We start from the raw sequence: 15,344 nt of genomic DNA on the forward strand, positions 1-15,344 counted from the left end.
TACGAAAGGCGCTCCAACCGGGGCGCCTTTTTTGTTTCTGTCTCGCCCGGCGGCACGCCGGGCAGCGCCCGACCTCCCCCCTGGGAGGGCGCTTCGCACCCACCCGAGGTCGGGCACTACCCTTTTCGTTCACCCGCTAGATATCAACGGAAGGCTTGTTCCAGCCTTTTGAGGCCTTCGGTGGAGTGCTTGGCTTTGGGGCAGTGTCCTTCAAACCGCGTATCAACTGCGGCATTCCATGGTCCAAGAGCCAATCCATTCCACGTGAACCGGCAGTCGTTGCCGCGCCGGTTGCGGCTGCCCCGATCAGGGTGACAAAGGCAAAGGCGACAGGATAGTTCTTGATCTTCTCCCAAACCGCCCGCAGGCGCCCGGTGGCCTGCTCCAAGACCTCCGCGTCCGGCACCGGCGGCTGCAACGTCTCCTCGACCGCGTCCAGCTCGATCTGCAACTCCTTCAAGGCGGTGCGGTATTCCACGATGCGCGAGGGCGGCATGTCATCAGGCAGATTGTCCCGATGCTGGCCAAGCGTCATCGCGTTGAAGACCTCATTCTCCAACGCTCGCTTCGCCCGCGCAACCTCATGCTGTAGCGCATGTTTCTGGGTAATGAGGTCGATGATCCCCTCCACGCGAATGGCGTCTTCTTCCTTGCCCTCTCCCCACTCCTCATCCGGGATCAGCGCGATGTCGTGCATCAGCTGCCAATGGCTGTCCCAATCCTGGGTCAATGGCTTCCCTGCGAGGATGGCCTCGTACCAGCGGATCCAGAAGGCGTGACCAGGGGCGGTTTCCATCCAGGTGCGGCCTGTGGCCCAGGCCTCAGCCATGTTAGCGGGCATGTCCTCAGGCCAGAGCGGACGGGCGCGGAGGTCAACAGCCTGTTCAAGCTCAGGGATATCTCCCCTCAGCACTCCCCAAGAGTAGCCGCCGTCGGCGGCGGCTACGGATTTGGAGGCGTAGCCGGTGGCGTGGCCGTCGGCCTCAGAGGCGGCATCGGCGGCGGTTTTGGATGCGTGGGCGGCGCGGGCAGCGCGGGCGGAACCAGAGGCATCAGAGCCAGCGGAGAAGGCAGTGAAACCCGCGAAGGCGGTTGTGGAGGTGGAGGAGTCGGCGGCCTGTTTGAAACTGGCGGCCGACATTTTGGCCGCAGCAACCGATATCAATATGCTGCGGGACAGAGGCAAGACGGTTAAACCACTTTTGCGAGCCCAGTCATCCGGCAAAACTCCCACCCACATCGGAAACACCCGCAACGCTGCGCGGGTGGCGAGGGTGACAGCCCATTCATAGCGGCGTTCCTCGGGCAGCGCCTCCAGCCACGCCTTGAAACTCTTCTCATCTACAATCTCGCTGACGTACAAATGCGTGGCCCCTTGCCAACCTTCACCCTGCAATGCCTCCACCCTGCCCGCAGCCCGGATAGGTTGCAAGCCTGCCCTTGACGCCCTTCGCGCTCTAGCCCAGCGTGGCGGCGAACGAATACCCTCCACGGAGCACGCCATGAATACCCAATTCGATCAGGCCCTTCAGGACCGGCTCATCCGCTATGCCGCCATCGACAGTCAAAGCGATGAGACCTCGCCCTCCTCCCCCAGCACCGCGATCCAGTTTGATATGCTGAACCTTCTGGTGGAGGAGCTGAAAGAGATCGGCGCGAGCGATGTGGAACTGACAGACTATGGCACCGTGCTGGCCACCGTTCCGGGCACGGCTGAGGGGCCGACGGTGGGCTTCCTTGCCCATGTGGACACCGCGCCGCAGTTCAATGCAGCGGGCGTGAAGCCGCGCCTGATCAAGGGCTACAATGGCGGCGACATCACCTTTCCCGACAATCCCGATCTGGTGCTCTCGCCCAAGGATCACCCCTATCTGGCGACCAAGGAAGGCCACGATCTGATCACCGCCTCTGGCACCACCCTGCTTGGCGCCGACGACAAGGCGGGCGTGGCCGTGGTGATGACCCTTGCCCAGCACCTGATCGAAAACCCCGAAATCCCCCATGGCCCGATCCGCATCGCATTTACCCCGGACGAGGAAATCGGGCGCGGTGTCGATCCGCGCCTGCCCAAGGATCTGGGCGTCGATTTCGCCTATACGCTGGATGGCAGCGATGTCGGCGAAATCATCTATGAAAGCTTCTCTGCCGACCGCGCGGTGGTGATGATCAAGGGCGTATCGATCCATCCCGGCTGGGCCAAGGAGAAACTGGTCAATGCCGCGCATCTGGCCGCGAAGATCGTGCAGACCCTGCCGCAGGCAACGATGACACCGGAAACCACGGACGAACGCGAAGGTTTTCTGCATGTCACCGATATGAATGGCGGCTCTTCGGAGATGGAGATCAAGCTGATCCTGCGCGATTTCGAACGTGACGGGCTGGCCGCCAAGGGCGAATTGCTGCGCAAGGTCTGCGATGCCGTGCAGGCAAGCGAGCCACGCGCCGAAATCACCTGCGAGATCTATCCACAGTACCGCAACATGCGCTATTGGCTGGAAGAGGACATGACCCCGGTGGATCTGGCGCTTGAGGCCTGCAAGGCCAACGGGATCGAGCCGATTTCGGTCCCGATCCGCGGCGGAACAGATGGATCGCGCCTGACCGAACTGGGGGTGCCGACGCCGAATATCTTTTGCGGGATGCAATGCGTGCACGGACCGCTGGAGTGGGTCTCGGTTCAGGATATGGCGGCGGCCACCAATGTCTGCCTGACCCTCGCAGAGCTGGCGGTCAAGAAGTAGCCAAACGCCGCTGTAGACAGAATGTCACGGGCCGCTTCCGGCCCGGTGGCACATCTTGACCCGGCCCTCCCTTCCGCTAAACCTCGGGGGCCAGTCCGGCGATCGCTCAGGAGATCACGATGCAAGAGTTCGAGTACAAAGTTGTTCCTGCCCCCCACAAAGGCACAAAAGCCAAGGGCGTGAAGACGCCGGAGGACCGCTTTGCCTATTCGATCGAAAATATCCTCAATCAGATGGCGGCTGAAGGCTGGGAGTATCAGCGCGCCGAATTGCTCCCGTCCGAAGAACGTTCAGGGCTGACCGGCTCGACCACCAACTGGCGGAACGTGCTGATCTTTCGGCGTCAGATGTCGCCTGCTCCGGTCCAAGCGGCCCCGTTTCAGGACACCGCGCCCGCTGAGCCACCACTGACCGCTCAGGCGCTTTCTGATGTAGAAACGCACAGTCCAGCCCCGGATATGACCGCCGAAGTTCAAGCTCAAGAGGAGGCGACCGGCACGCAGCAGCCCCCTGAAGAGCCAATGGCAGATGATAACAGCCGTCCGCTGCATCGCCATATCCGCGTGTCAGACTCGCGGGACGAACAGTAAACCAGACCGCCGCGCAAACCGCGCAGGGCAGCGATGGTCAACTGCCGATATCGAGCGCCAGCGCATGAATGCGGGGCACGATGTCCCCCAGCGCCTTGTGCACAGCGCGATGCTGGGCCACCCGGTTCATCCCCGCAAAGGCCTCAGCCCGGATCATCACATTAAAGTGACTCTCGCCGCGCCCGTCATGGCCCGCATGACCGATGTGGCTGTCGCTGTCGTCAACGACCTCCAGGTGGCTCGGATTGAACGCCTCCTGCAGGCGATTTTCCATTTCTTGTTTGATGCTCATTTTCCGCTCACTCTCATAAAAATTTCCCCTCCCCCCTTCTATCTTCCGCCCCTTAGACTAAACTGCTTGCTCCGAGTCGAGCAGAACCGAATTAGAAGGTGCGCCCATGAGCAAATCAGATCCCTTTGGTTTCGATATGTCCGTCCGCTCCGCGAAAAAGAAGAACCCACGCGGACGAAGGGCAGTCTCCGGAGCCCAGGAAACATCCGTGCGCACCTGCGCCAAGGAAGGCTGCGACGAGCCAGGCAAGTTCCGCGCGCCCAAAGCGCCTGACGTTCTGGACGAATATGTCTGGTTCTGTCAGGAGCACGTGCGCGAATATAATCAGAAATGGAACTTCTTCCAGGGTACGACAGAGGCCGAACTGAATGCCCAGGCCTCCAAGGACAAGGTCTGGGAGCGTCAGACCCGCCCCATGGGTGATCCGGAAGCCCGCGCTTGGGCGCGTCTTGGCATTGAGGATCCGCATCAGGTGCTGGGCGCCAATGCCACGCGCAACCCCGGCAAGAACGCCAAAGCTGGCCGCCGCCTGCCTGCCACGGAACGCCGCGCGATCGAAATTCTGGAGGCCAAGGATGACTGGTCCAAGGCCGAAATCCGGAAAGCCTACAAAAAGCTGATCAAGGTTTTGCACCCCGACATGAATGGCGGCGATCGCAGCCAGGAAGAACAGCTGCAAGAAGTGGTCTGGGCCTGGGATCAAATCAAGGACAGCCGTAGCTTCAAGTAACCTGCCTGCGGCACTGCATCAGGTCGCTCTGCCGGGCGCTCCAGATCTTGGGGCGCCTTTTGTGGATGACTGCCCATCGCAGCCCCTGAGGACCGGGCAGATCAGGCCAGTTTCAGATCACTTTCGGGCCAAACACCGCGTCATATGGTTTCACGTCCACCTTTCGCTTGCCCTTACCGGTCAGATCAGGCACCAATCCCCCGAATTACGCCCTGCTGGTTGAAACAGGGCACAGAGATAAGGATCGACTGCGATGAGCGACGGCATGCTGGATATGAATGCGAAACCGACCGAGACCGTTTCGGTCCGCGATGTGTTTGGGATTGACACCGACATGACCGTAAAGGGCTTTGCAGAAGGCTCTGACCGTGTGCCCGCGCTGGATCCCACCTACAAGTTCGACCCGGACACCACGCTGGCAATCCTGGCAGGCTTCAGCCACAATCGCCGCGTGATGATCCAAGGTTATCACGGCACGGGTAAGTCGACCCATATCGAACAGGTTGCCGCGCGCCTGAACTGGCCGTCGGTTCGCGTGAACCTCGACAGTCACATCAGCCGGATCGACCTGATCGGCAAGGACGCGATCAAACTGCGCGACGGCAAGCAGGTGACCGAATTCCACGAAGGCATCCTGCCGTGGGCGCTGCGCAACCCGGTTGCCATCGTCTTTGACGAATATGACGCCGGCCGCGCCGACGTAATGTTCGTGATCCAGCGTGTGCTGGAGCATGACGGCAAGCTGACCCTCCTCGATCAGAACGAGATCATCACCCCGAACCCCTTCTTCCGCCTGTTTGCCACCGCAAACACGGTGGGTCTGGGCGACACCACCGGCCTCTATCACGGCACCCAGCAGATCAACCAGGCCCAGATGGACCGCTGGTCGCTGGTCGCGACGCTGAACTATCTCAGCCATGATGCGGAAACCGCCATCGTTTTGTCCAAAGCGCCACATTACAACACCGAGAAGGGCCGCAAGGCCGTCAGCCAGATGGTGACCGTCGCGGACCTGACCCGCACCGCCTTCATGAACGGGGATCTGTCCACCGTGATGTCGCCCCGGACCGTGATCAACTGGGCACAAAACGCCGAGATCTTCCGCGACGTGGGCTATGCCTTCCGCCTGTCGTTCCTCAACAAATGCGACGAGCTGGAGCGCCAGACCGTGGCCGAATTCTACCAGCGTTGCTTTGACGAGGAACTGCCCGAAAGCGCGGCAAACGTGAGCCTCGGCTGACGCGAAAAGACCCGCCCGGTCGGAAGTCCGGGCAGTGCCCGACCGCCCCCATGGCCGGGCACTTCGTTTCCGCCCGCGGTCAGGCACCGCCCTTTGAACCAGAACTGAAGTCTGGACATCAGTGGCGCCTGGCGAAATGATCGGACCAAGGACCGCTTGCGCCATGACCAAACAAAACGACAACCCCGCCGATCCGTTCAAGAAGGCCCTGGCCGAAGCGACCAAGGTTATGGCTGACGATGCGGAACTGTCGGTCAGCTACTCGGTCGACCCGTCTGGTTTGTCGGGCGACTCCATGCGGCTGCCGCAAGTCTCCCGCCGGATGACGCGCGAAGAGGTGCTTTTGGCGCGTGGCACGGCGGATGCATTGGCGCTGCGGCACAAGTTCCACGACGATGGGGTCCATGCGAAATACGCGCCGCAAGGCGAAATGGCCCGCGACATCTATGAGGCGATGGAAACCGCCCGCTGCGAGGCGATGGGCGCGCGTCACATGCCCGGCACCGCATCGAACATCGACGTCAAGATCCGCAACGAGGCGATCCGGCGCGGCTATGACCAGATGAAATCCTCATCCGAGGCGCCTCTGGCCGCTGCCGCAGGGTATCTGGTGCGCCAGATGGCCACCGGACGTCCCCTGCCTGAAGGCGCCGCCAACGTCGCCGAGCTGTGGCGCGGCTTCATCGAGGCCGAAGCGGGTGAGACGCTGGAAAACCTCGACGAGAAGATCGCCGATCAGGCGGAATTTGCCCGCTTTGCCCGCCAGATCATCACCGATCTCGGCTATGGCGATCAGCTGGGCGAGGATCCCGATCAGCTCGATGACGATCAGGAAGATCAGGCCGAAGAGGACGCCGAAGAGCAACAGGACCCCGACAGCACCGGCGAAGATGACTCGGACGACGAGCAGGCTGATGCGGATGCCGAGCAGGCCCAGGAACAGCAGCAGGACGAAAGCCAGGCCCAGGTCTCGATGGACGAGATGGCCGAGGACGAGCTGACCGAAGAGACCGAAATGCCCGATGGCGAGGCACCGCTCGAGCCGCCCCCGCCGCCGCCCGTTTCCGAGGCTGATCCGGATTACAAGGTCTTCCTGGACACCTACGACGAGGAAATCGCCGCCGAAGATCTGGCGGAGCCTGCCGAACTGGAGCGCCTGCGTGCCTATCTGGATCAGCAGCTTGAACCGCTGAAGGGAGCTGTGTCGCGCCTTGCCAACAAGCTGCAGCGCCGCCTGCAGGCGCAGCAGAACCGATCCTGGGAGTTCGACCTCGAAGAAGGCATTCTGGATGCAGGACGTCTGGCACGGGTTGTCGCCAACCCGACCACGCCCCTGTCGTTCAAGCGCGAGAAGGACACCGAGTTCCGCGACACGGTGGTGACGCTGCTCCTTGATAACTCTGGCTCCATGCGGGGCCGCCCGATCTCGATCGCGGCGATCTGCGCAGATGTTCTGGCCCGCACGCTGGAGCGCTGCAACGTCAAGGTAGAGATCCTCGGCTTTACCACCCGCGCCTGGAAAGGCGGCCTCGCGCGCGAGGCCTGGCTGAACGACGGTCGCCCGCAGCAACCCGGACGCCTGAACGACCTGCGCCACATCATCTACAAGGGCGCCGATGCGCCCTGGCGCCGGGTTCGCCCGAACCTCGGTCTGATGATGAAAGAAGGCCTGTTGAAGGAGAACATCGACGGCGAGGCGCTGGAATGGGCGCACCGCCGCATGGTGGGCCGCCCCGAAGCGCGCAAGATCCTGATGGTGATCTCCGATGGTGCGCCGGTGGATGACTCAACCCTGTCGGTGAACCCGGCGAACTATCTGGAAAAACACCTGCGCGATGTGATCGCCATGGTGGAGCGACGCAAGCAGGTGGAGCTTCTGGCGATCGGCATCGGCCATGATGTGACGCGCTATTACGACCGGGCGGTGACCATCACCGATGTTGAGCAGCTGGCCGGCGCAATGACCGAGCAGCTTGCCGCCCTCTTTGATAGCGATCCGCGCGCACGCGCGCGCATCATGGGCATGAAAAAGGCAATGTAAGCGAGCAGCTCCATGGCGCAGCACAGGATCGAGTATTTCTACTCTACGCATTCCGCCTTTGCCTATCTGGGCTCTCGGCGCCTTTCAGAGATCTGTGCCGCCCATGACTGCCAGCTGATCCACCGGCCTTTCCTTTTGTCCCCTGTGGTGGAACAGGCGGGCGGTCAGCCATTCGCCAAACGCAGCCAAGCGCATGTGGACTATTTCTTCGGACGGGAAATCGAACGCTGGGCCGCCTTTCGCGGCGTCTCCATCATCGACTATCGCCCGACCTACCATGACAACCCGCTGACGCTTTCAAGCGGAATGGTGATCATGGCCGAGCGTCTGGGGCAGGATGTCGACGCCCTGGCCCACGCCCTGCTTGCGGGGCATTGGCGCGACGACATCGACCTTATGAACCCCGACCAGCTGTCGGAAGCGGCCCGCGAGGCGGGCCTTGATCCCGCACCGCTGCTTGCAGGCGCGCTGGAGCCGGAGGTGCAGGCGGTTCTTCAGGCCAACACAGATGCAGCGCTGGAGATGCACCTCTTTGGCTCGCCCACCTACGTGCTGGATGGGGATCCCTACTACGGACAGGACCGCCTCGAACTTCTTGAGCACGCGCTGCGCCACCCCTTCCCAAAGGGAGCCTTCCGAAACCCGTCTGTCGACCCAGATTGAGTTTCCCGGGTTGCACCCGGCCCCGCTTCGCGGTTCTCTAGCGCGGATCATACTCGCTGGCGAAGGAGGCCCCATGTACCAGTCATTCAATGTGACAGCCCGTCCCGAACAGGGGCCACCACGGCTTGAGGCCCTGCGCAAAGAGCTGTCGAGCGCGGCATTGGACGGCTTTCTGATCCCCCGCGCGGACGCGCATCAGGGCGAATACGTCGCGGCCCGCGATGAGCGTCTCTCCTGGCTCACGGGCTTTACCGGCTCGGCAGGGTTTTGCGCCGTGCTGCAGAATATCGCGGGTGTTTTCATCGACGGACGTTACCGGACCCAGGTCAAACAACAGGTCGCGGAACAGGCCTATACGCCCGTACCCTGGCCCGAAGTGCAGTTGCACGACTGGCTGAAGGAACAACTGCCAAGGGGCGGACGCATCGGATTCGACGCCTGGCTTCATGCGGCGGGGCAGATCTCGTCGCTAAGCGATAGGCTTGAGGGGACAGGCATCCTCCTGGAACCATGCGACAACCTGGTTGACCGCATCTGGGAGGATCAGCCCCCTGCCCCCATGAAGCCCGTGGTCGCGCACCCGGACGCTTACGCCGGAGAAAGCGCCGCTGACAAATGCACGCGGCTTGCCAAAGATCTGGAAAACGCCGGGCAGACAGCTGCTCTGATCACCCTTCCCGACAGCATTATGTGGCTGCTCAATATTCGCGGCTCGGACATCCCGCGCAATCCAGTTGCCCATGGCTTTGCCATCCTCCACAGCGATGCACGCGTTGACCTCTTCATGGCCGAAGAGAAACTGGCGGGGCTGTCAGACCACCTTGGCGCTTCGGTTACTGTGCGCCCTCCCGCTGCCTTCCTCGAAGCCGTCGCTGCACTCAACGGGAACATCGCAGTGGATATCGATACGGTTCCGCAGATCGTTGCCGAAACCCTTGGCGAGCGCCTCGTTCCCGGAGGTGATCCCTGCGCCCTGCCCAAGGCCTGCAAGAACGCGGCCGAGATCGAGGGTAGCGCCGCTGCACATCTGCGTGATGGCGCGGCCGTGGTTGAACTCCTGGCCTGGCTGGATGCGCAGGCGCCGGGAACGGTCACGGAAATCGATGTCGTCAAAAAGCTAGAGGAGTTGCGCCGCAGGGACGAGCGCCTGCGCGATATCAGCTTTGACACCATCGCAGGAACTGGAGCCAATGGCGCGGTGATCCACTACCGGGTCACAACCGAAACTGACACAGTCCTCAAGGAGGGCGATCTCTTGGTTCTGGACAGCGGCGGGCAGTATCTGGACGGCACTACAGATATTACCCGCACCATCGCGATCGGAACGCCCGGATCTGATGAACGTGCGGCGTTTACGCGCGTGCTGCAGGGCATGATCGCCATATCCCGACTGCGCTGGCCCAAAGGGCTTTCGGGCCGCGATATCGAAGCCATTGGTCGTATGCCTCTGTGGATGGCGGGACAGGATTTCAATCACGGTCTCGGTCACGGTGTCGGCGCCTATCTCAGCGTCCATGAAGGGCCGCAGCGACTGAGCCGTGCTTCTGCCGTTCCCTTGCAGGCGGGCATGATCCTTTCGAACGAACCGGGGTATTACCGCGAAGGCGCCTTTGGCATCCGCATCGAAAACCTCATCGTTGCCGAGGCCGCGCCGCGCATTGCCGGAGGCGACGCGGACCGGGATATGCTCAGTTGGCGCACGTTGACCTTCGCTCCCATCGACCGGCGGCTGATTGACGCAGATCTGCTATCAGGGGAAGAACGCACCTGGCTGAACGCCTATCATGCCGAAGTCGCCCAGAAAATCCGACCTCACGTCAGCCCGGCCGCGCAGGCCTGGCTTGATGACGCGACGGCTGCGATCTGATACCCCGATGTTACAAAACGCGGGCAAGACGACATTTGGACACTGACGAGATGGGACAGAACACATGAGCAATATTCGAATTCGCAAAGCAGAAGGCACCTGGGTGGTCCGCTCTGGCGGCGCCGTTCTTGGCGAGACAAGCCGCGCACTGGAGCTGAGCGAGGACGGATACGAGCCGGTGATCTATTTCCCACGCGAAGATATCGCGATGGCCTTTCTCGATCCAAGCAGCAAGACCAGCCATTGCCCGCACAAGGGGGATGCCAGCTATTTCTCGATCGTGAACAAGTCCTCAGTGACCGAGAATGCCGCCTGGAGCTATGAAAACCCGATCGAGGCTGTATCTGAAATCAAGGGATATCTGGCGTTCTACACCAGTGACTCCGTCAAGGTCGAGCAGCTCTGATATATCAGGATCAGCCCGAGCCAATGCGGCTTGGGCTGGCCCTGCTCGTCGGCAAGCAAGAAATGATGCCAGTCTTGATGAACCCTTCCGCGCGATGCCCCGGAAAGGTCAAAAAGCCGCTGACAAACAGACTTACAGAAGAACGCTACGCGCTAGATGCCTCTTGGCCTGCTCCAACGCCTCACCTGAGCCAAAGACGTTTGCCTCTTTGGCGCATTCTATCGCGTAGTTGACCAAGGCTTGTAGGGCCGCCTGTTCTTTGTCCTGCTCGCTCAATTTGTTTTTTGCTTCGACCTCTTGCGGGTCGAATTCATAAGTACGCATAATTTTCCTTCCGCACCCAAGTAACGCCCGTTACTGTTAACCATAGTTCACAACAGCACTGGTCCAATCAAGCGAAAGAAAAAATTAATACATGCGTGACGCAGATGCATCGCAATTAAGTGGCCGTTTGTTGCGCGTTTTCATCACGGTCTACGACGAAATGTCGGTCAGCAAGGCCGCCGAGCGGTTGCATACCAGCCAATCGACCGTGAGCCACAACCTTGAAAAGCTGCGCAGCATCATTGGTGACAAGCTGTTCCTGCCCTCGGGGCGCGGGATCGTCCCAAGCGCACGGGCTGAACGTCTTGCCCCAAAGGTTCGCCGTCTGCTGGCACAAATGGATGCCCTCCTCGACACGGGCGAGTATGTGCCACAAAACGATCCAGACCCCTTCGTCATCGCGACGAACGGTGGCGTGCTGGTCCCAGAGGTCACCAAGATTTGCCAGACGATCTGGCGTGAAGTGCCTTCAAAGAAGCTGGTATTCCGGGAATTGGGAACGCGTGGGAACGCCGAAAGCATGCTGGGAAAAGGAGAAGCGGATTTTGCAATCACGCCGCGGCCCGCAAATTTTCCACTGACGCTGAAGCATACACATCTGTTCACCGAAGACTTCAAAGTCTTTTACGACCCTCAGGCCCGAGACCCGATCAAGGACATCTACGAGTACAGCGCCGCGCGCCATGCAACCCTGGACTTTGGTGGCTCGACCAAAAGCATCGTTCAAACATTTCTCGACGATCTGAACCTCAGTCGCAACGTCGCAGTGAAAGTCCCGAATGTCTGGCTTCTGGCAGAACTGATCCGCGGAACCGACATGATTGCGACCCTGCCAAGGATGTTGCAATTCTCGGCCTTCCGCCATCTCGATCATTGCACGCTCCCCCTCAGCATTCCTGCGGCGCGTTTCGATCTGATCTGGCATCAGCGCTATGACGACAGTGCGCGCCTGCGTTGGCTGCGTGATACTCTGACCCGGGTTTTCAAGGCCTGAGACAGGCGCGGCAATCCACTGCCCGGCTAGCTATGTTCTTCTGCGGCGGTGGCAACCAAGGCGCGGTTATAAGCCTTGAGCGCATCCACATGATGCAGCGTGCCCAGCAGGACGAGATCCCCTCCCTGTGTCGCATCCACGACCGGCAAGTAAGGCACATCCGCACGATCGAACACCGGCAAAGCGGCCTCAAGCGATTGATCTGACCGCAGGACCAGCCCCTGCTCCATCATCAACGCACAGTCCTCTTCGGTGGCACCACGCGGATCGCCCAACGGCCGCATCAGGCTGCCAACGCTCAACAGTGCAAGAAGATAGGCCTGCGGGCCGGCCGCACAGTGGATGTTCCTACGCTCAAGCTGCGTCAGGAAGAAAGAGCGGTCCACCAGCCGTGAGGCCAGCGCTGTTGACAGGGAGACCGCCACCATGACGGCAAGACCGATCTGCCAGTCGCCGGTCAGCTCGAATACGATCAGCGTTGTGGAAATCGGCGCGCCAAGAACCGCCGCCGCCACTGCACCCATGCCCGCAAAGGCATACAGCGTATGCGTGCCGGACACATCCGGCAGGATCGAGGTTGCGATCAGCCCAAAAGCCAGCCCAGTCATCGCCCCAATCATCAAGGACGGAGAGAAGACCCCTCCTCCCATGCGCCCGCCCATGGTCACCGCAACCGCGACAGCCTTGACCAGTGTAAAGAGGATCGCCTGCGAAAGTACCAGACCGCCGGTCAGCGCCAGTACCGTGGTCTCATAGCCGACACCAATGATATGGGGAAACCAGATAGCAATCACGCCCAGAAGCGCCCCGGAGACAGCCGGACGCAGCCAGCGCGGCAGCGACAGAGCGTTTTGCACCTCGGTTCCCAGGTTGTCGGCCCAAAAAATCGAGCGCATCAGGATCACCGCCACCAGGCCGCACACCAGCCCCAAGATCAAAAAGGCGGGCAGCTCCACATAAAACTGGAGCGCTCCGGGCGTGTTCAGGGTGAATTCGGTGACGTCACCGTACGCGAGCCGGTTGATCACAGTCCCGGCGACCGAAGCGATCACGATTGGCGCGAAAGCATGGACCGCGAAATGGCGCAGCACCACTTCCAGCGCGAACAAAGCCCCTGCGATGGGGGCGTTGAAACTGGCGGACACGGCAGCGGCAACAGCGCAGCCCAAGAGATCCCGCCCGGTGATACCATCTGCCTTGATCCGGTCGCTCACCCAGCTCGAGATGACCCCTGCCAGATGTACGACAGGCCCTTCGCGCCCCGAAGAGCCGCCGGTAGACAGCGTCAGGAATGAAGCCATGGCCGAGCCCAGCCCTTCGCGGATTTCCACCCGCCCGTTGCGCATCGCGGCGCCCTCGATCACATCGGCCACGGATCGCACCCGCCCATCCGGCGTGAAATGGTGCAGGATCAGCCCAACGATCAGCCCACCCACGGTGGGTATGATCAAAAGCACATACCAGGGCAGGCCTTGTGCAAAACTATGCAGGAAATCGACGTCATCCGCACCATAGACCCAGCCCTGCAGCGCCGTAATGCCCTTGCGAAAGGCGAGCGCTGCAAATCCGGCGGCCACACCGATCAAAAGAGCAATCAGCCAGAACTGAAACTGACTGGGTCCGCGATGTAGCAGGATACGCCAGATGTCCCGCAGCCATGCTAGCCCCTGCAGGGCTAGGGCTCTCAATCCTTGTCTGGGGTGCTCAATCATGGTGCGCCTAAATTCATCTGATTTATCCATTTAGGCAGAACAGGTTGCCAAACTGCAAACCCCTGACACCAAAAGCAGGCAAAAAACCTATCCGGTCAACAAGGCTCCTGCCGCCGCACGCGCCTCTTTGGTGATCGTGTCGCCAGATACCATACGAGCGATTTCATCAACACGCTCAGCCTCGCTCAGGGGCACGACTTCAGATAGTGTCATGCCCTCCATGACTCGTTTTTGTACCCGCCAGTGATGCGCGCCCTGGGCGGCCACCTGAGGGGAGTGCGTCACCACAAGCACCTGACCGCCTTCAGCCAGGGATTTAAGTCTGCGCCCTACGGCATCGGCCGTTGCGCCGCCAACACCGCGATCGATCTCGTCGAAAATCAGCGTCTTGTCCTGCTCATCACCGCGCAGACAAACCTTCAACGCCAGCAGAAACCGGCTGAGTTCCCCGCCAGATGCAATCTTGTTCAATGGTCCTGCCGGTGCACCGGGATTGGTGGCCACCGTAAAGGCCACATCGTCTTGCCCGTCGGGACCTGCCTGACCTTTCGCGATCCGCGTTTCAAAGACAGCGCGCTCCATCTTGAGTGGCGCAAGTTCCGCCATCACCGCTGTGTCCAGTGCGGAGGCCTGCTTGCGGCGCAGGTCGCTCAACGCTTCAGCCGCTTTTGCATAGCGGTCCTCTGCCTCTCGCAAGGCGGTCTCCTGATCCGCCAGATCCTGATCCCCCGCATCCAGAGCCGCGAGTTTCGCGCGCAGAGCATCCGCGTGGACAGACAGGTCATCCGGCAAGACATCATGCTTTCGTGCCATGGCACGTATGGCAAAAAGCCTCTCTTCGCAGGCTTCCAGATCTGCGGGATTGAAATCGAGGCTTTCAAGAACACGCTCAACCCCGTCCTGGGCATCCGCCAATTCGATCATGGCACGGCTTAGCGCGGCCAGCGGCTCGTCAAGGCTTGCCTCATCGGCGCCTGTGACCCCTTCCAGCCAACGCTGCGCCTCTCCAAGGCCGGATCCGCGCCTTCGCTCAAAAGGGCATGGGCGCGCGCGATGTCTCCGCGGATACGCTCTGCGCCTTGCATCTGGCGACGACGCGCGTCCAGTGCTTCATCCTCACCGGGTTCGGGCGCCAGTTTGTCCAGCTCCGCCACGGCGTGACGTAGGAATTCCTCTTCAGCCTTCACCGCATCGAGCGCCGCCCGGGTAGCCTCTACCGTTTTGCGGGCCCGTGCCATGTCGCTCCATGCGCTGCGCGTGGCCGCCAAGGCCTGCTCAGCGCCTGCGAAAGCATCCAGAAGGCCGCGGTGACCCTTGGGATCCAGAAGCCCACGATCGTCATGCTGGCCGTGCAGTTCCACCAGCGTTTCGGACAAGGCACGCAATACCTCGCCCGAGCAGCGCCGGTCGTTGACCCAGGCTGTCTTGCGCCCTTCGGACGTATTGACCCGCCTTAGGATCAACTCGCGCCCCGTCGGCAGGCCTGCCTCTTCCAGTACGCGATGGGCCGGGTGATCCTCTGCAAGGTCGAATTCTGCTACGACCTCCCCCTGTTTGGCCCCTTGCCGCACCAATTCAGCGCGCCCACGCCAGCCAAGAACAAAACCGAGCGAATCCAGCAGGATCGACTTGCCGGCACCCGTCTCACCGGTCAGCACATTCAGACCGGGCTGAAAGTACAGCTCGAGATGATCGATGATCAGGATATCGCGAATATCAAGCGCACGCAGCATTGCCTTGCCCC

At 61.2% G+C, this 15,344-nt stretch carries 13 protein-coding genes and 1 pseudogene; 9 read left to right on the top strand and 5 right to left on the bottom strand.

The genetic code is table 11. The annotated features are described in order from the left end of the window. Nucleotides 1-136: 136 nt before the first annotated feature. Entirely contained in the window at nucleotides 137-1,363 is a 1,227-nt protein-coding gene (locus tag INS80_RS19095) for a hypothetical protein (protein ID WP_192967134.1), read from the bottom strand. A gap of 139 nt (nucleotides 1,364-1,502) precedes the next feature. On the opposite strand from INS80_RS19095, the gene pepT reads away from it, so the two are divergent. Together pepT and INS80_RS19105 are read left to right on the top strand one after the other, a co-directional pair. Beyond that, complete coding sequence (gene pepT, locus INS80_RS19100) at nucleotides 1,503-2,741, top strand: peptidase T (protein ID WP_192967135.1); 1,239 nt, start codon at nucleotides 1,503-1,505, stop codon at nucleotides 2,739-2,741. 119 nt (nucleotides 2,742-2,860) lie between these two features. Next, nucleotides 2,861-3,331 carry a DUF4177 domain-containing protein gene (locus INS80_RS19105; protein WP_192963785.1) on the top strand — a complete coding sequence of 157 codons (471 nt, stop codon included), beginning with the start codon at nucleotides 2,861-2,863 and terminating at the stop codon, nucleotides 3,329-3,331. Between the two features lie 37 nt (nucleotides 3,332-3,368). Here INS80_RS19105 and INS80_RS19110 read toward each other — a convergent pair whose 3' ends face one another. Then, the gene (locus INS80_RS19110; RefSeq protein WP_192967136.1) at nucleotides 3,369-3,623 is read right to left on the bottom strand and encodes a BolA family protein; all 255 of its coding nucleotides are present in this window, start codon (nucleotides 3,621-3,623) and stop codon (nucleotides 3,369-3,371) included. A gap of 106 nt (nucleotides 3,624-3,729) precedes the next feature. Between INS80_RS19110 and INS80_RS19115 the strand changes: the two genes are divergently transcribed. The 6 genes from INS80_RS19115 to INS80_RS19140 all read left to right on the top strand — a co-directional run bounded on the left by INS80_RS19115 (nucleotide 3,730) and on the right by INS80_RS19140 (nucleotide 10,570). Continuing rightward, on the top strand, nucleotides 3,730-4,353 hold the full coding sequence (locus tag INS80_RS19115; protein WP_192967137.1) for a DnaJ domain-containing protein: 624 nt from the start codon (nucleotides 3,730-3,732) through the stop codon (nucleotides 4,351-4,353). Nucleotides 4,354-4,606: 253 nt separating this feature from the next. After that, complete coding sequence (cobS, locus tag INS80_RS19120) at nucleotides 4,607-5,593, top strand: cobaltochelatase subunit CobS (RefSeq protein WP_192963787.1); 987 nt, start codon at nucleotides 4,607-4,609, stop codon at nucleotides 5,591-5,593. A 163-nt stretch (nucleotides 5,594-5,756) separates the two neighbouring features. Further along, the gene (gene cobT / locus INS80_RS19125) at nucleotides 5,757-7,634 is read left to right on the top strand and encodes a cobaltochelatase subunit CobT (protein ID WP_192963788.1); all 1,878 of its coding nucleotides are present in this window, start codon (nucleotides 5,757-5,759) and stop codon (nucleotides 7,632-7,634) included. Between the two features lie 12 nt (nucleotides 7,635-7,646). Next, the gene (locus INS80_RS19130) at nucleotides 7,647-8,297 is read left to right on the top strand and encodes a 2-hydroxychromene-2-carboxylate isomerase (protein WP_192963789.1); all 651 of its coding nucleotides are present in this window, start codon (nucleotides 7,647-7,649) and stop codon (nucleotides 8,295-8,297) included. A 73-nt stretch (nucleotides 8,298-8,370) separates the two neighbouring features. Further along, nucleotides 8,371-10,164, top strand: coding sequence for an aminopeptidase P family protein (locus tag INS80_RS19135; RefSeq protein ID WP_192963790.1), 1,794 nt, complete (start codon nucleotides 8,371-8,373; stop codon nucleotides 10,162-10,164). 64 nt (nucleotides 10,165-10,228) lie between these two features. Beyond that, nucleotides 10,229-10,570, top strand: coding sequence for a DUF427 domain-containing protein (locus tag INS80_RS19140; protein WP_192963791.1), 342 nt, complete (start codon nucleotides 10,229-10,231; stop codon nucleotides 10,568-10,570). A gap of 132 nt (nucleotides 10,571-10,702) precedes the next feature. Here the strand turns inward: INS80_RS19140 and INS80_RS19145 are convergent, their stop codons facing one another. After that, the gene (locus INS80_RS19145; protein WP_192963792.1) at nucleotides 10,703-10,894 is read right to left on the bottom strand and encodes a hypothetical protein; all 192 of its coding nucleotides are present in this window, start codon (nucleotides 10,892-10,894) and stop codon (nucleotides 10,703-10,705) included. A gap of 91 nt (nucleotides 10,895-10,985) precedes the next feature. On the opposite strand from INS80_RS19145, the gene INS80_RS19150 reads away from it, so the two are divergent. Continuing rightward, a complete protein-coding gene (locus INS80_RS19150; RefSeq protein ID WP_192963793.1) occupies nucleotides 10,986-11,888 on the top strand; it encodes a LysR family transcriptional regulator in 903 nt (300 codons plus the stop codon). A 26-nt stretch (nucleotides 11,889-11,914) separates the two neighbouring features. On the opposite strand, the gene INS80_RS19155 is transcribed toward INS80_RS19150, so the two are convergent. Both INS80_RS19155 and recN read right to left on the bottom strand, forming a co-directional pair. Next, complete coding sequence (locus INS80_RS19155; RefSeq protein WP_192967138.1) at nucleotides 11,915-13,600, bottom strand: chloride channel protein; 1,686 nt, start codon at nucleotides 13,598-13,600, stop codon at nucleotides 11,915-11,917. Nucleotides 13,601-13,687: 87 nt separating this feature from the next. Further along, nucleotides 13,688-15,333, bottom strand: a pseudogene (recN, locus tag INS80_RS19160) (DNA repair protein RecN). Nucleotides 15,334-15,344: the final 11 nt, after the last annotated feature.

The sequence above is a fragment of the Phycobacter azelaicus genome, from assembly GCF_014884385.1.
GTDB classification, from domain to species: Bacteria; Pseudomonadota; Alphaproteobacteria; order Rhodobacterales; family Rhodobacteraceae; genus Phycobacter; species Phycobacter azelaicus.